This is a genomic window from Nitrospinota bacterium, assembly GCA_016217735.1.
Classification (GTDB): domain Bacteria; phylum Nitrospinota_A; class UBA7883; order JACRGQ01; family JACRGQ01; genus JACRGQ01.
Window position 1 is genome coordinate 19,205 of the sequence record JACRGQ010000025.1, and the last position, 15,594, is coordinate 34,798.

Annotated in this window: 18 protein-coding genes; 13 read left to right on the top strand and 5 right to left on the bottom strand. The window is 61.3% G+C overall.

Annotated features, from left to right (window positions below; translation table 11 throughout):
- Positions 1 to 17: 17 nt before the first annotated feature.
- On the bottom strand, positions 18 to 602 hold the full coding sequence (locus HZA03_04025; GenBank protein ID MBI5637123.1) for an HAD family hydrolase: 585 nt from the start codon (positions 600 to 602) through the stop codon (positions 18 to 20).
- Between the two features lie 143 nt (positions 603 to 745).
- Between HZA03_04025 and HZA03_04030 the strand changes: the two genes are divergently transcribed.
- The 8 genes from HZA03_04030 (at position 746) to HZA03_04065 (ending at position 6,372) form a co-directional block, all read left to right on the top strand.
- The gene (locus HZA03_04030; GenBank protein MBI5637124.1) at positions 746 to 961 is read left to right on the top strand and encodes an AtpZ/AtpI family protein; all 216 of its coding nucleotides are present in this window, start codon (positions 746 to 748) and stop codon (positions 959 to 961) included.
- Entirely contained in the window at positions 939 to 1,295 is a 357-nt protein-coding gene (locus tag HZA03_04035) for an ATP synthase subunit I (GenBank protein ID MBI5637125.1), read from the top strand. Before HZA03_04030 ends, HZA03_04035 begins: the two co-directional genes overlap by 23 nt.
- Positions 1,292 to 1,957 (top strand): F0F1 ATP synthase subunit A, encoded by a 666-nt coding sequence (gene atpB, locus HZA03_04040; GenBank protein MBI5637126.1) that lies wholly within the window; start codon positions 1,292 to 1,294, stop codon positions 1,955 to 1,957. Before HZA03_04035 ends, atpB begins: the two co-directional genes overlap by 4 nt.
- A 57-nt stretch (positions 1,958 to 2,014) precedes the next feature.
- Positions 2,015 to 2,362 carry an ATP synthase F0 subunit C gene (gene atpE, locus HZA03_04045; GenBank protein MBI5637127.1) on the top strand — a complete coding sequence of 116 codons (348 nt, stop codon included), beginning with the start codon at positions 2,015 to 2,017 and terminating at the stop codon, positions 2,360 to 2,362.
- A gap of 106 nt (positions 2,363 to 2,468) precedes the next feature.
- Positions 2,469 to 3,308, top strand: a complete 840-nt coding sequence (locus tag HZA03_04050; GenBank protein ID MBI5637128.1) for an electron transfer flavoprotein subunit beta/FixA family protein — start codon at positions 2,469 to 2,471, stop codon at positions 3,306 to 3,308.
- Entirely contained in the window at positions 3,301 to 4,359 is a 1,059-nt protein-coding gene (locus HZA03_04055; protein ID MBI5637129.1) for an electron transfer flavoprotein subunit alpha/FixB family protein, read from the top strand. Before HZA03_04050 ends, HZA03_04055 begins: the two co-directional genes overlap by 8 nt.
- A 7-nt stretch (positions 4,360 to 4,366) precedes the next feature.
- Positions 4,367 to 6,079, top strand: coding sequence for a 4Fe-4S dicluster domain-containing protein (locus HZA03_04060; GenBank protein ID MBI5637130.1), 1,713 nt, complete (start codon positions 4,367 to 4,369; stop codon positions 6,077 to 6,079).
- A gap of 2 nt (positions 6,080 to 6,081) precedes the next feature.
- Entirely contained in the window at positions 6,082 to 6,372 is a 291-nt protein-coding gene (locus HZA03_04065; GenBank protein ID MBI5637131.1) for a DUF4332 domain-containing protein, read from the top strand.
- Between the two features lie 12 nt (positions 6,373 to 6,384).
- Here HZA03_04065 and HZA03_04070 read toward each other — a convergent pair whose 3' ends face one another.
- On the bottom strand, positions 6,385 to 6,993 hold the full coding sequence (locus HZA03_04070) for an NAD(P)H-dependent oxidoreductase (GenBank protein ID MBI5637132.1): 609 nt from the start codon (positions 6,991 to 6,993) through the stop codon (positions 6,385 to 6,387).
- A gap of 119 nt (positions 6,994 to 7,112) precedes the next feature.
- On the opposite strand from HZA03_04070, the gene argH reads away from it, so the two are divergent.
- The gene (gene argH, locus HZA03_04075; protein ID MBI5637133.1) at positions 7,113 to 8,492 is read left to right on the top strand and encodes an argininosuccinate lyase; all 1,380 of its coding nucleotides are present in this window, start codon (positions 7,113 to 7,115) and stop codon (positions 8,490 to 8,492) included.
- Positions 8,493 to 8,632: 140 nt separating this feature from the next.
- On the opposite strand, the gene HZA03_04080 is transcribed toward argH, so the two are convergent.
- The 3 genes from HZA03_04080 to HZA03_04090 are packed head-to-tail and all read right to left on the bottom strand — an operon-like array spanning position 8,633 to position 11,249.
- Positions 8,633 to 9,433 carry an ABC-2 family transporter protein gene (locus HZA03_04080; GenBank protein MBI5637134.1) on the bottom strand — a complete coding sequence of 267 codons (801 nt, stop codon included), beginning with the start codon at positions 9,431 to 9,433 and terminating at the stop codon, positions 8,633 to 8,635.
- Entirely contained in the window at positions 9,433 to 10,227 is a 795-nt protein-coding gene (locus HZA03_04085) for an ABC-2 family transporter protein (GenBank protein ID MBI5637135.1), read from the bottom strand. The genes HZA03_04080 and HZA03_04085 overlap by 1 nt, the downstream gene beginning before the upstream one ends.
- Positions 10,224 to 11,249: an ATP-binding cassette domain-containing protein gene (locus HZA03_04090; GenBank protein ID MBI5637136.1), complete on the bottom strand. Its 1,026-nt coding sequence runs from the start codon at positions 11,247 to 11,249 to the stop codon at positions 10,224 to 10,226. Before HZA03_04090 ends, HZA03_04085 begins: the two co-directional genes overlap by 4 nt.
- 64 nt (positions 11,250 to 11,313) lie before the next feature.
- Here HZA03_04090 and HZA03_04095 point away from each other — a divergent pair, with 64 nt between their 5' ends.
- From HZA03_04095 to HZA03_04110, 4 genes are read left to right on the top strand one after another with little or no spacing between them, the layout of a single operon-like run.
- The gene (locus HZA03_04095; protein MBI5637137.1) at positions 11,314 to 11,535 is read left to right on the top strand and encodes a hypothetical protein; all 222 of its coding nucleotides are present in this window, start codon (positions 11,314 to 11,316) and stop codon (positions 11,533 to 11,535) included.
- A 21-nt stretch (positions 11,536 to 11,556) separates the two neighbouring features.
- A complete protein-coding gene (locus HZA03_04100) occupies positions 11,557 to 12,252 on the top strand; it encodes a methyltransferase (protein MBI5637138.1) in 696 nt (231 codons plus the stop codon).
- Positions 12,253 to 12,294: 42 nt separating this feature from the next.
- The gene (gene miaA / locus HZA03_04105; protein MBI5637139.1) at positions 12,295 to 13,272 is read left to right on the top strand and encodes a tRNA (adenosine(37)-N6)-dimethylallyltransferase MiaA; all 978 of its coding nucleotides are present in this window, start codon (positions 12,295 to 12,297) and stop codon (positions 13,270 to 13,272) included.
- Positions 13,269 to 15,590, top strand: coding sequence for a transglycosylase SLT domain-containing protein (locus tag HZA03_04110; protein MBI5637140.1), 2,322 nt, complete (start codon positions 13,269 to 13,271; stop codon positions 15,588 to 15,590). The genes miaA and HZA03_04110 overlap by 4 nt, the downstream gene beginning before the upstream one ends.
- Positions 15,591 to 15,594: the final 4 nt, after the last annotated feature.

Here is a 15,594-nt window from a genome sequence, read left to right on the forward strand (position 1 = left end):
GGAGGGGGGAGCCTAAATTACCCGCGTGGCGGCGCGCCAAGCAGGGCGATAACCGCTTCCAGCAGGGAGGGGGCGAAAACGTCCGGCGCGGGGGCTTCTCCGCAATCGATCTTTACTTTCTCCTCCGCGCCGAAACCGGTTTCCACCAGCGCCGTCCGCGCGCCAATGTTCCTGCCCAGTTCCACGTCGCATATCTTGTCGCCAATGACGATAGCGTCCGCGATGGCGAAGCCGTGCTTTTGCCGCGCGGCGTCCACCATTCCCGGCAGCGGTTTGCGGCATTTGCACGTGATGCTGTACTCCGGCACCATGCCGCGCGGGTGGTGCGGGCAGTAGAGGATTTCCCTTATATATGCCCCTTCGGAGGAGAGCAGTTCCTCCACGCGGCGGTTCACGGCCAGCACTTCTTCAATGCCGTAAAACCCGCGCGCCACCCCCGACTGGTTGCTGACGCCGAACACGGCGTAACCGGCCTCGTTCAGAAGCTTGATGGCCTTAGCCGCGCCGGGAATAAGCTCGATCTCACGCGGCGAGCTGATATATCCCTTGTCGATGTTAATGGTGCCGTCGCGGTCCAAAAACGCCGCCTTGATCGTCCGCATGGGGTGGATTATAGGGTGAATCCGGGTTGAATGATAAGGCCCAAATCCGTTTGACAGGGGCGGAGGATGCTGATAGCATTGCCGGACATTTTTAGAACGGATTGGCGTTGGATAAAAAAGACGGGAAACGCGGTCCCAGCTACATCGAACTGACGGTTTTCGCGAGCGTGGGGACGCAACTGGTCGTCTCCATTTTTATCGGGTTCGGCATGGGGTATTGGCTGGATAAATGGCTTGGCACCCAGCCGGTTCTGATGCTTGTGTTCATGCTGTTGGGTGTGGCGGCCGGGTTTTTGAACATATATAGAACGGTTGCAAGGGGAACGAAAAGTGGGAATGGACCGGATAATAACCGTTAAGGCGCTGGTTATCACCGCCATGCTTGCCTTCTGCGCCGCGATTTTTTACACGAACGCGCACGCGCTGGCGGTTGTGGTCGGCGGACTGGTGGCGGTGGCGAATTTCCGCCTTGGCGCGCAGGTGCTCAAGCGGATCGTGATTCCGGGGGTGGCGCCCGACGCGGGCAAGAGCGCCGGCATTTTTTCCTTTCTGGTGCGGTACGCGGTTCTCGCGGCCGAACTGTTTGTGATAATCCGCCTCGGCATAGAGCCGGTGGCGTTTCTTGTGGGACTCTCGGTGGTGGTGGCGGCGGTGTTCGCCTCGGCGCCCGAACTTAAAAGAGGGGAAGTATGAGCGAGCCATTTTTATATTTGACCATTCCCGGCCTTGAACATTATCCGCACGTCACCTACACGTGGGTGGTGATGGCGCTGTTCGCGGTGTTGACCATCGCCATCCGCGTTTCGATGAAGCTCATTCCGACCGGCTGGCACAACATGGTGGAAACGGTGGTTGTCGGTCTCGTGGAAAACATGGAGTCGGTCATCGGCCACGGCGGCAAACGGTTTCTCCCGCTGCTCGGCACGCTGACGTTCTTCATTTTCACCGCGAACATGATCGGTCTCGTCCCCGGCTGCATCGCCCCCACCTCGAACGTGAACACCAATCTCGCTATGGCGCTCACCGTCTTCGTGGTGTACAACTTCGTCGGCATCCAGAAGCAGGGTTTTGTCACCTACTTCAAGCATTTCATGGGCCCGGTTTGGTGGCTGAGCTGGCTTATTTTCCCCATAGAGATCATCTCGCACCTTGCCCGCCCCATCACGCTGGCGATGCGGCTGTTCGGCAACGTCAAGGGGGAAGACCTCGTCGTTCTCGTCCTTCTTTTCCTGGTGCCGCTGGTGCTGCCGCTGTTCATGATGGCGTTCATGGTATTCACTGGCCTGCTGCAGACGATCGTGTTTTTACTGTTGGCGATGGTTTATTTACAAGGCGCTTTGGCTGAAGAGCACTGAAACAGGTTACACACTTCGGTCAAGGCTTGGTTCAACACATTTTTTGGGAGTTATACGATGAAGAAACTTAACCTCTTTTTGCTGGCGTTGACCGCCCTCGTGGCGGCGGCTCCGGCGGCGTTCGCGCAGGAAGCGGAAGCGGCGGCCGCCGCTGGCGGCAGTTCCTCCGGCGCGCTCACCTACATGGCGCTTGGCTGCGTCGTCGGCCTCGGCCTGGCGGCGCTCGGCGGCGGCATCGGCATGGGCCATGCCATTTCCGGCGCGCTTTCGGCGATGGCCCGCAACCCGGGATTCTACCAGCGCCTGTTCCCGAACATGCTGATCGGCCTGGCGCTTATCGAATCGCTGGTCATCTACACGCTCGTTATTGTTCTGATCCTTTTGTACGCCAACCCGATTCACTAAGGGTTTTTCGAATATTTCGCGGCCGGGTGGAAAACCCCGGCCGCTTCTTATAAACTATCCGGGTAAGGCCTTATAAACTACCCAACCCGGGCAAGGGAGATGCATTGTGCTCAAGGTGGTTGTCTTTATAAAGCAGGTGCCCGACACCAGCTCAAAAGCCGGCGTCAATCCGGACGGCACCATCGACCGCGCACGCGCCAAGCGGATGCTCAATAACTTTGACCGCTACGCCCTCCAAAAAGCCATCGAAATAAAACGGAGCGTGGGGGCCGAAGTCACCTGCGTCACCATGGGGCCGCCGCCCGCCATTGAAGTGCTGGTGGAAGGGCTTGAACACGGGGCCGATTATGGCATCCTCCTCACCGACAAACGTCTCGCCGCCTCCGATACGCTGGCAACAGCCTACGCGCTGCACAAGGTGGTGGGCTACATCGGCCAGGTGGATATCATCCTCACCGGCCTTCAGACGACCGACGGCGACACCGCGCAGGTGGGTCCGCAAATCGCCGAGCGGCTCGACTTGCCGCAGATCAGCTATTGCGAATCGTTGACCGTCACCGGCAAGGCCGTGATGGCGCGCCGCGTGGTGGAAGGCGGGTTTCAAAATGTGGAAACCGCAATGCCGCTGCTGATAACCGTCGCCAACAGCGCAACCCCCTTGGGACACAAGCGCTTTACCGAAGTGGCCCAGGTGAAAGAGATGCTCCGCTCCCCCGAAGAGCGGACGCGGCGCATCAAGTCCGTATCGCTTGACGCCGTGGGGGCCGATGCCGCCCGCACCGGGCTGGTCGGTTCCCCCACCGTGGTGGGAAAAACATGGAAGCTGGGAGAGGTCGGCGGAAGCTGCAAGGTTTTTGAAGGCGAGGCGGTGGAAACGGAAGTGGCCCACCTGCTGGAAAGCCTCGCCGCCGACAGCCGCAACATAGCGGAAATGCTCAATGGCTAAGAACAACGTCACCGTGGTGGCCGAACAGCTGCAAGGTGACTTGCAGCAGATCACGCCGGAGTTGTTGGGGGCCGCGCGCGAACTGGCGCAAAAGCTTGGCACCGGCGTCTCCTGCTTTTTGCTGGGGCACAACGTCACGCCGATGGCGCAGCGCATCATTCATATGGGGGCCGACATCGTTTATCTGGTGGACGACCCGGCGCTAAAGGAATACGCCACGCTGCCGTACCGCCGCGCCGTGCTCACCATTTTGAAATCCATGGCCGAGCCGCCGCCAATCATCCTGATGGGCTCCACCACCATCGGGCGCGACCTCGCGCCCCGCGTGGCCGCCAGCCTCGAAGTCGGCCTCACCGCCGATTGCACCGAGTTGGACATCGGCGATTACGAGCACAAAGGTAAAGCCGATCCGCACAAAGTCGGCACGTTCAATAACATCCTGTACGCCATCCGCCCCAGCTTCGGCGAAAGCCTCAAGGCGCGCATCCTGGGGCCGTGGAAAAACCCGCAAATGGCCACCACCCGCATCGGCGTGATGCAGCCGTTGCCGTTGGACAGTTCCCGCACGGGGCAAATCATCGCCGTGCCGGTAACATTTGATACCGCCGACTTCCGCCTGAAAGTGGTGGAAACGGTGCGCGATGTTTCGAAGGCGGTCGACATCACCGCCGCGAAGGTGATCGTCGCCGGCGGTTTTGGCGTCGGAGGGGTGGAAGGTTTCGCGGTGGTGCGCGACCTCGTTTCCATTTTCAATGAAGGGGTGGTCGGCGCAAGCCGCCGCGCCGTCGATTGCGGGTGGATACCGTATGCCCACCAGGTGGGGCAGACCGGCAAGACGGTCCGGCCGGAGCTGTACATCGCGCTCGGCATTTCCGGCGCCATCCAGCACCGGGTCGGGATGAACAACAGCAAAACCATCATCGCCGTGAACAAGGATGCCGACGCGCCGATCTTTAAGTTCGCCCACTACGGCATCGTGGGCGACCTGTTTCAGGTTGCGCCGGTGCTCAAGCGCGAGTTGATGAAGCTGGCGAAAGCGAAGAGTTTGTGAGGGCCGCATGAAGCGCATCGAATATGACGTATTGATAGCGGGCGGCGGCATCGCCGGCCTGACCGCCGCGCACCGTCTGGTGGACGGCGCGAAAGCGGCGGGAACGCCGCTGCGGATCGCCGTGCTGGAAAAGGCGAAAAACTTCGGGGCGCACGTGTTGAGCGGCGCGGTGAGCAACCCCCGCTCGGTGAAGAAGCTGTTCCTCGATTACGAAACGAACGGTTTCCCCTTGGAAGGGAAATGCGCCGAGAGCCACTTAACGCTGCTTGGCGCGCGCCGGGCGAAGGATGTGCCGTTTGCCACGCTTGCCATGCCGGAGATGAACAAGACCGGTTACCTCATCCTCTCGCTTTCCAACGTCTGCGCATGGATGGCGGAAAACCTTTTAGAGAAAACAAAGGATACCGCCGTCGCGGTCGATCTCTACAACGGCTTTGCCGCGCAGGAAATTCTTTACAGCGGCCAGCGGGTGACCGGTGTGCGGGTGGACGATACCGGCGCGCCTGAGCAGGATAACTGCCACGCCAAGATCACCATCTTCGCCGACAAGGGGTTGCTGTCGCGCGACCTCGTTGAAAAATTCAACCTGGCGCAGAGCAACCAAACGTACGCCGTCGGCGTGAAAGAAGTGTGGGAGACCGAGCAGGATTTTTCCGGCAAGGTCTGGCACACCCTCGGCTATCCGCTGATGGACGGCAACTTTGGCGGCGGCTTCATTTACGGCCTGAAAGACAAAAAACTCGCCATCGGCATGGTGGCGGGGCTGGATGGGCCAAACCCGAATCTCCAGCCGCCGCAGATTTTGCAGGCGATGAAAAAGCACCCCTTCGTGCAGCGGATGATCAAAGGGGGAAAGCTTGCCCGCTATGGCGCGTCCATCATCCCCGAAGCGGGATGGTTCGCCATGCCGAAGGAGTTGGCGGTGGATGGCGCGATGATCGTGGGGGATGCCGCCGGCACGATGGACATCAAGGGATTCTCCGGCGTGGACAAAGCGATGGAAAGCGCCATGGCCGCCGCCGATGCGGCCTTCGCCGCGCTGCAAAAGAACGATACGTCCAAAGCGGCGCTGGCTTCATACCAAAAGGCGCTGCTGGACGGCTGGGTGGGACAGGAACTGAAAGCAAGCCGCTATTATCGCCACGCATTCCACGAGAACAGGGCGCTCTTTAGCGATTACCTCCCCGTCGTGCTGAAGGGGCTGGACAAAGGAAGCATGATGAGCGGCGGCGTCAAGGCGTTCTTCACGGGGCCGGGCGGCCTCATTGGGGGCGGCTTGAACCTGCTCAAGCAGATGGGTGGCGGCGGCTGCGGGGAACTTCGGCTGCCCGAAGACCGCACCTGCTCCAAACCGGATCACCAAGCCGCGCCGTTGGCCGAGCCGGAAGGGTTTGCGAAGAACACCCTGTATCTCACGCCGGACGTGGTTTTTTACGCGCATACGCATTACCACGAGGGCAACGACCACATCAAGGAATTCGACGCGGCGGTTTGCAAAAAGTGCATCGCCCGCTTCGAGGCGGGGAACAACCCGCCGCCGTGCGTTGGGGATTGCACCGCCGAGGTGCATAGCGTGTTGGTGAAAGATGGCGCGAAGAGCCACCAGATGGCTTTGGAAAACTGCGTACAGTGCCGCACCTGTGACATCGTTTGTCCGGAAAAGAACATCCGGGTGAACGCCGCTTTGCACGGCAGCGGTCCCGATTTCCGGGGACTTTAATAATGCGGGGGCGCGCCACTTCGCCCCTGCAAGAAATACCCGGCATCGGGCCGAGTATCGCCGTCTATCTTGAGGGGGCCGGCATACGGACGGTGGCCGATCTGAAAGGGCGCGACCCCGAAGCGATTTACGAAGCGATCTGCCGCGCCCAGGGTCAACAAATAGACCGCTGCTTGCTTTACGTCTGCCGCTGCGCGGTCTACTACGCCGAAGGGGGACGCGCTCCCACGAAGCTGAAGTGGTGGAATTGGAAGGACGCCGTCCCAGTAAAAAAGCCGCGCCGGACGGGCTGATAACGCCGGTGATCAGTCGAGGCGGGTGACCACTTCGTCGAACGGCAGGCGGTTGCGCGGTTTCGGCTCTTGGGCGCGATGGCCGAAGGGGATCACCAGGGCCGGCACATACCGCGCCGGATCGGCGCCGACCGCTTCCATCAGCGTATCCGCATCAAAAGCGCCGACGGGGCAACTGTCGATACCGATGAAGGCCGCGGCGGTCATCATGTTCGCCGCCGCGATATGGCATTGCGCCACGCTCCATTCAGCCGCGTTGACACTATCGTAATAGCTCCTGTAATAATCCAGCCTCGCCTCCCACCGGTCGCCGAAGCGCTTATGCAGGATTTCGCGGAAGTGCGGCGCGTCCGGGTGGATGTCGGCGGTTTTCGCCAGAATGACCACCACCACGCTGGCCTGTTCCACCTGTTTTTGATCCTTGCACGCGGCGCGCAGCTTTTTCTTCATCGCGCCGCCGCGCGCCACGAGGAAATGCCACTGCTCCATTCCCATGGATGAGGGGGAGAGACGCCCCGCTTCAAGAATATAGTCCAGCTCTTCTCCACCCACCGGTTTGGCCGGGGCGAACTCGCGGCAGGCGTGGCGGAAGTTCATCGCGTCGAGAAACCGGTTTTTCATTGTTGACTCCTTTTGCTCTTCCGAAAACAGTAACAGAGGAGGCTGGCGCGGGCAAGGGTTTTCCCGCGCGCGGCCGCGTGATTCTGTGCTAAACTTTTTGAAACAGGGTAAGGGGAAACATGAAAAACAAGGCGTGGGGCGGCCGGTTCAAGGCCGCGCAGACGAAGGCGTTTCTGGAATACGGCGCGTCCATCGGCTTCGATAAAAAACTGGCTGAATACGACGTGATGCAGAATGTGGCGCACGCCACCGCTTTGCACAAGGCGCGCATCCTCACGCCGGGGGAACTGAAGAAAATAGTCGGCGGCCTCAAGAAGGTCGCGGCGGAAATACGCGCCGGCAAATTCAAGTACCGCGTCGAGGACGAAGACATCCACATGAACATCGAGCGGCGGCTGACGGAGATCATCGGCCCGCTGGCGGGGAAGGTCCACACCGGCCGCAGCCGCAACGACCAGGTGGCCACCGACGTGCGGCTCTACACACGCGAGAACGCCATCGCCATCGCCGGACTCATAGCGGGGCTGCGCCGCGCCTTCGTGGCGCAGGCGGAAAAGAACGTTGACGCCGTGATGCCTTCGTACACCCATATGCAGCAGGCGCAGCCGATACGCGTGGCCCACTGGTTCATGGCGTATCAGGAGATGTTCCGGCGCGACGAGGAGCGCTTCCACCTCGCGGCGCAGGGGGCCAACGTGATGCCGCTCGGCTCCGGCGCGCTGGCGGGGGTCAATTATCCCATCGACCGCCGGGTAACCGCCAACCTGCTCGGCTTCGGGGCGATTTCGGCCAACTCGCTCGACGCCGTTTCCGACCGCGATTTCGCGGTGGAATTCCTCGCCGCCACCGCGCTCCTCTTCGCGCATCTCTCGCGCTTCGCCGAGGACCTCATCATCTATTCGTCCAGCGAGTTCGGCTGCGTCGATCTGCCCGACGAATACTGCACCGGCAGCTCCATCATGCCGCAGAAAAAAAATCCCGACCTGCTGGAGCTTTTCCGGGGCAAGACCGGCCGGGTGAACGGCAACCTGATAAGCCTGCTCACCATCATCAAGGGGTTGCCGCTGGCGTATAACAAGGATTTACAGGAAGACAAAATCGGCCTTTTCGACAGCTGCGAACAGGCGCTCGCAGCGCTGCCGCTCGCCACGGATTTCGTGAAAAAGATGAAGTTCCACGTGAAGCTGCTGGAAGCGCGGGTGAAGAACGGATTTCTAACGGCGGTCGACCTCGCCGACTATTTGGCGTTGCGGGGGATGCCGTTCCGCGAGGCGCACCACGTTGTGGGGGCCATCGTCCGCGAGTGCGAGGAGAAGGGGATGACCTTCGCCGATCTGACGCTTGCGCATTTGCGGGCGCACAGTCCGCTGTTCAAAAAGGATGTGTTCGATTATCTCGATCCCACAAAATCCCCCGACCGGAAGAAAACGTTCGGCTCCACCGCGAAGAAAGAGATTTTGGAGCAGATAGCCGCCGCGAAACAGGAACTGGACAAATGAGCATTAGAGGGAGGGCCATCATTGCGGTGGCGTTGCTTGTTGCCCTCCTTGCACCGCTTTCCGGCTGCGGCCTGAAAACCGCCCCACAGCCGCCCGCCCCCAAAGATTCCCCCGCCTCCCGGTAACCTTGTCCGGGGAATTCAGCTGCCGCTGGATTGGTAGTGGTCTATGCCGCGTTTCCAGACGTACAGTGAGAGGGCGAAGAGGAGCGCGCCGACCAGCGGCGTGGCCATCTGCAAGGCGGGATGGAAGAGGTTCTCGCCGGTTTTATCCAAAAAATATTGCGCCGGGTAGAAGTTCACGAAGGCGATGGGGAAGAGGAACGTCAGGAAGAACTGCACCCCGTGGCTGTAGATGCTGACGGGGTAGAGGATGAACTCCTTGCTGGAAAAAACCACGATGTGGACCAGCGAGGAGTTCCGCAGCGTCCAGAACGCAACGGCGGAGACCGATAGCCGCATGGCGCTTTGTATCATCACGCCGCCCACGATGACGAACGGCAGGAAAAAGTCCTTTTTCAGGCTCCACTCGATCCCTGAATACTTTGCGCCGTAATACAGCGCCACCGCCCCCAAAAAGAAGTGCGCCACGGTGGAAGCCTCGAACCGGGAGAAAACCACCTGTCCCAGCGGACTCAAGGGGCGGACGAGCGTCCGGTCGAATTCCCCCTGAATCAGCATCTGGTCGAAATTGACCAGCGCGTTGAAGAAGAGGGTGGTGAATCCCTGCGAAAAAGTGAGCAGGCCGAAGAGGAAGGCTATCTCGCCCGTTGTCCAGCCGTGGATTTCCTTGAAGCGGGCCAGCACCACGATCAGCAGCCCCAGCTGGGCGAGGTAGAAAAAGAGGATGGCAACGAGGAATAACAGGAACGACGCCTTGTATTCCATCCGCGCCCGCACCGAAAGGAGCGCCAGCGTGGCGTATATTTTCAGCGTTTCCATCAGCCCCCCTGTATCACCAGGCGGCTTTTCGCGGCGTTCCAGGCAAGCAGGCTCGCCGCCCCCATGATGCCGACCCATGCCGCCTGCTCGGTGAGCATGACAAGCGCCCGCTCCGGCGCGGCATGGCCGACCAGTATGGCGGCGGGGGTGGAAAAGATGTGCTGAAACGGCAGCAGCGCGATGAACGGTTTCATGAAGGCCGGAAATAAATCCACCGGTATCACGCTTCCCCCCAGCAGGTTCAGCAGGCCGTACTTCATCAGTTGGAAAGGGAAGACTTCGATGACCCAGAAGGCGATCAGCCCGAAGAGGTAGTTGAGCATGAAGAGGATGAGGTAGCCCATCACGAGTGAAAGCGCGCCCAGCGCCGTTCCCTGCGCGGTGAACGGGATGTCGAGCTTGAAGAGGAAGACGGAGAAAATGAGAATCGGCACGCCCCGCGCCGCGGTGTGGAAGGCGGAAAAGCCGATGCACTGCGCCAGGTTCATCATGAAAAAGGAGACGGGACGGATCAGGTCGGTGGCGATGGAGCCATCGCGTACTTTTATCGCGATGGTGGTGTCATCCATCGAAAACGAAATCCGTATCGCCATCGCCGTCACCGCGTACGCCGTGATGCTGGCGGCGGTGAACCCCCCCACGCCGCCCCCCTGCGCGTAGAGCGCCCGCCAGAGCGCGGTGAAGACGAAGATGTACAGGAAGCCGTTGAGCACCGCCATGAAATAGTCGAAACGGTAGGCAATCTCCTTCTGGAACGATACGGCGGCGAATTTGCCGAATACCGCGAGGTTCATTGTGCCGCCTTCTCCCCCGGCGCGTATGCGGGAAGCGCCGTTGTTTTTTCGTAGATGGAACGGATGATGATCTCCACCGACGGTTCGCGCACCGAGAGGTCTTTCACCGGATAAAGGCTCGCCAGTTTGCCGATGGCCAGCGCCAGCCCGGATGAATCGTGTGCATGGCGGAGCCACATCTTCTTCCCCTCGCGCCGCACCGGCACCAGCACCGGCACCAATGGAAGCTCCGTTACCTCGTTTTCGAAATCGACTTCGATGATTTTGTCGTGCGGAAATTTCTTTTTCAGCTCTTCGGTGGGACCGTCGTAGATGATGCGTCCTTTGTCCAGGATAATGAGCCGCTTGCAGAGCTGCTCGATGTCGTTCATGTCGTGCGTGGTGAGGATGATGGTGGTGCCGTCCTTTCCGTTAAGTTCTTTCAGGAAGGAGCGGATATTTTCCTTGGCAAGCACGTCGAGGCCGATGGTCGGCTCGTCCAAAAAGAGCACCGCCGGGCGGTGGACGAGCGCCGCGGCGATGTCGCACCGCATCCGCTGGCCGAGCGAGAGCTTCCGCACCGGCATCTCCATCAGGCCGTCGAGACCCAGACCCTTTGTGAGACGCGCCATCGTGGCGTCAAAGTCCCCCTTCGGCACGCGGTAGATCACGCGGAGGATTTCAAAACTTTCGCGCACCGGCAGATCCCACCAGAGCTGCGTCCGCTGGCCGAAGACCACGCCGATGTTCATGCCGTTCGTCCGCCGGTTTTCGTACGGCACGACGCCGTTCACCCGCGCCACGCCGCCGGTGGGGACGAGGATGCCGGTGAGGATTTTTATGGTGGTGCTTTTTCCCGCGCCGTTCTCGCCGACGTAGCCGACGAATTCCCCCTGGGCGATGCCGAAGTTGACGTTCTCCACGGCGTGGATGATCCGCTTCTTCGTGCTGAAGAGCGCCTTCACCGCGCCGAGCAGCCCTTTGCCCGATTCGTCCACCGTGAAGGTCTTGACGAGGTTTTGCGCTTCAATGGTGTATGCCATCGTTAAATGATACCGCAATTTGCCGCCGGTTGCCCCGCGGGCGGGTGGGCCTTACAATGTAAGTATGGCAACAGAAAGTGTGGCAAAGGCGGGAGCTTCGGGGGGCATGTACCCCGTGAAAAAGAAAGCGGCCCCTCCCCCCGGAAACGAGGCCGCGGGCGCTTCCGCCGCGGCGGCAAACGCGGCCGGGCCGACCGGCAAGGCGGCGGATACCTATGCCAGCGGGCCGGGCGGCGCCCAGGGCGGAGCGGCCGGCAAAGGCGGCAAGATCAACGTGCAGGCTTGACCGGCGCGAAGCAGCACCACCGTGGCCGATAATCTTACCCAGCCCTCCACCGGCTATCGCTATTCGCTCGACCCGTTTTTGCTGGCCGGTTTTACGGCTGAATGTCTGCCTTCCGCAACGGCGGCCCGCGCCATCGATCTTGGCACGGGCAACGGCATCCTCACCGCGTTGTTGGGCAAAATGTATCCCGCGTCATCGTTTGTCGGCGTTGATATACGGAAGAGCGGCCTTCCGCATGCGCGCGGCAACGCGCCGCACGCGTTGTTCGTCAACGCCGATATCCGCGCGGCGGCAAATCTGTTCCCCCCCGGCGCGTTCGATCTCGCGGTGAGCAACCCGCCGTACCGCAAGGCGGGGGATGGCCGGATGAATCCGGACGGCGACAAAGCGGTGGCGCGCCACGAGGTGGCGCTCACGCTGGAGGAGCTTGTTACGGCCGCGCGTCATTTGTTGCGCGATGGCGGCGTGTTTTGCCTTGTCCATCTCGCGGAGCGGAGCACGGAACTGATGCACCTTTTGCATGAATGCGGCTTCGCGCCGCGCACCGTCCGGTATGTGCAGAGCCGCGAAGGGGAAGACCCGTTCCTGGTTTTGGCGGAGGCGGTGAAAGGGGGGCGCAACCGCGTTACGGTGAAGCCGCCGTTCATCGTCTACGCCCCGGATGGCGGCTACACCGCCGCGATGAATGCCATCTACGGGAAATTCGATGTCCTCTGACAGGGTGTTGAAAAACTGTTTATGCATGTCATTCTGAACGTAGTGAAGAATCTCTTTCCGGAAAGAGATCCTTCGCCTGCGGCTCAGGATGACAGCGGAGGGGGGCGGCAGCCTGTCGACGCGCCAAAGCCCCGCCTGCTGATTATCGGCGGGCCCACCGGCGCCGGGAAAAGCGCCATCGCCGCGCGGGTGGCGCAATTGGTGGATGGCGAGATCGTCAGCGCCGATTCGGTGCAGGCGTACCGCCACTGCGATATCGGCAGCGCCAAACCGGATGCGGAGATGCGCCGCGCCGTGCCGCATCACCTGATAGACGTGGTGGAGCCGGATCAGCCGTTCACCCTAGCCGATTTCCGCGCCGCCGCCGCCGTTGCCATCGACGGCATTGTGGCGCGCGGCAAAACGCCGATTGTCTGCGGCGGCACCGGGCTTTATATCAAAGCGCTGCTGGAGGGATTGCATGGCGGTGCGCAGTCTGATCCCGCTCTGCGCCGTGAGTTGCTGGAGACTTCCTTGCCCGTCCTGTACACCCGCCTCGGAAAACTTGACCCCGCGCGCGCCACCGCGCTGCACCCCAACGACCGGCACCGCATCGTCCGCGGAATCGAAAACGCGTTGCTGCCGCAAAAAAACGTGCCGCCCCCGCCCCCCGCGTACGATTTTGTTTTCTTTATCATCACCGCTCCGCGCGGTATCATTTATCAACGGATCGAGGATCGCGTGGACGCGATGCTTGTGCATGGCCTGTTGGACGAAACCAAGGCGCTGCTCGCGCGGTATGCGGCGGACTGCAAGCCGCTGATGAGCGTCGGCTACCGTCAGGCGGTTCAACACCTGCGCGGCGAATTGGATGGGGCGGCGCTGGCCGCCGAAATAAAAAAGGCGACGCGCCACTACGCCAAACGGCAGATTACATGGTTTTCCTCCGTGCATGGGGGGATTTGGGTGAATGCCGATGCGCTGGGAACCGGCGGCGCGGCGGCGTTTATCGCGGATTATTTTTTGGGACGGAAAACATGAAACGGTGGGGGATGCTCTTGTTTGCGGCGATGCTGGCGTTCGCCCCGGCCGCGCGTGCGCAATCGCCGGCCGATACCGAGATGCCGGACTATCAGACGCAGACCCCCGCCGCCGGCGCCCAGGAAATCCAGGTTTTTCCCGAAGTGGGCGCAACAATCACCGCAAAGCCGTCCAACGGCATACAGCCTCCCTCGTTGGAACAAGCGGGGCGTTTGGCGAAGAAAAAGGATTTTCCACGGGCAATAGAGACGCTTAACGCCTTGCCGCCCACGGAGGACAGCGCCCAGAAAGCCGCGCGCGCCTATATCCGCGGCTTGGCGCTCAAGGAACTGCAACAGCCCGCCGAGGCGGCCCCGCTTTTGCGCGAGGCAGCCGCCGATCCGCTCCTGGGGGACTGGGCGCTGTTGAGTGCCATGGAGGCGTACGCCGCGGCGGGCCAGCCGGGGCAGGTGATCGCGGCGGCGGACGAGCTATATGCACGGTTTCCCTATTCGCCGCTGGCCGAAGGAACCGCGTTGATGAAGGCCAAGGCGCTGATGGACACTGGACTGTATGCGAAGGCGGAGATACTCCTCAAAGAGCGGCTTGCAAAGGGGGCGAAGGCGCCCGAACGGGCGTATCAGCTTTTGGCCCGGTGTTTCGAGGCGGAGGGGAAGATTGTGGACGCCCACGCCGCGTGGGCCGAAATCTGGTTTGGGTATCCGGCGGCGCCATTTGCCGCCGACGCCAAAGTTCAGATGGACCGGCTGAAAAGTTCGGGCAAAGGGTTATTCCTGACCGCGTCAGCCGGCAAAAAGCTGGAGCGGGCGGCGGCGTTAATGCAAAACCGCCTGTACAAGGATGCCGTGGCTTACATCGGAAGCCTTGATAAAGGCAGCTTTACCCCCGGACACCGCGCGGAACTCTATCTGCACTTGGGGCGGGCGAGGGAGCGGCTGGGGAATAAGGACGACGCGATGGAAGCGTACAACCATGCGGCCCGCGCCGCCGGCCCCAAGCTTCGCGGCGAAGCGCTCTACCGCGCCGCGCGGATCAGCTGGAACCGCGATGAGAGCGGCAAGACCGCCGAGCTGCTCAACAAAATACTGAAGGAATCCCCCAGCTCGGATGTCGCCGCGCCGGCCGTTTATATGCTGGGGCGGCTGGACGAAAGCGCCGGCCGCCGCGCGGAGGCGATAAAAAAATTCGAGCGGACGGCGGCGGTTTATCCCTCGTCACCGGCGGCGGAACTGGCGCTGTGGTATGCCGGCTGGCTCCGCTATATGGACGGTGATTACGCCGGCGCCGAAACGGCGTTTCAGCGGCTGGCGGACCGCGACGAGAATTCCGGCGCCGCGCCGATGGCGCTCTACTGGATTATCCGCTCCCGGCAGATGCGGGCGAGTGACTTTTCCGCCCCGCTGGAGCGGCTGCTCAAAAAATATCCGCTTTCGTACTATACGTTGCTGACAAATGGTGGCGGCATCAGCTACCGTGTTCCGGTGGAACTTCCGGCGCCGCCCGGCGGCCAGTTCCACGAAACCGCCGCCGTCCGTATCCGCGAGGGGATGGGCCGCTTCGCCCAAAAGCCGTCCCTTTCCCCCAAAGGAGTTTGGGCTTATGAATCGGCGCTGGCGTGGATGCGGCTCGGTTTCACCGGCCGCGCGCGCGATCTGTTGGACATCGTGGCGGCCGAGACCCCCTTCCGGCGGGAGACCCGCACCTGGCTGGCGGTTCAGTACCACGGCGCGGAGTGCTATCAGTGCGTGTTCCGCGAGGCGGATACCATCCTGAAAGAGAGCGTCGAAAAGGACTATCTCGATTTTCTTTCGCTCCTCATTTTTCCCGTCGCCCACTGGCGCGCCGTGGCGGACGAGGCCGCCGCAAATAAAATAGACCCGTTTCTTATCCTGTCGGTTATCCGGCAGGAAAGTATTTTCGATCCGGACATCGTTTCCATCGCCGATGCGCGGGGGCTGATGCAGGTCATCCCGCCGACCGCCGCGCGGATGGCGCGCGAGTTGGGGATTGAGTCCTTTACGGCGGATCAGCTCCAGATACCGGAGCGGAATATCGCCATCGGCGCCCGCTATCTGGCCGGGCTGGTGAAAAACGAAAAGGGGGATTTGCCGCTGGCGTTGGCCACCTATAACGCGGGTCCCAACCCGGTGGCCAAGTGGAAGGGGCGCATCCCGATGGATGACGCCTCGGTCTTCGTTGAAAGAATCCCGTACACCGAAACGCGGGAATATGTTAAAAAAGTCCTGCGTAATTACGGCTTTTACAAAAAAGTTTATTTGGAGCTGTTGGGCGGCGCGCGGGCGCAAAACCTCCCCTAGCCGC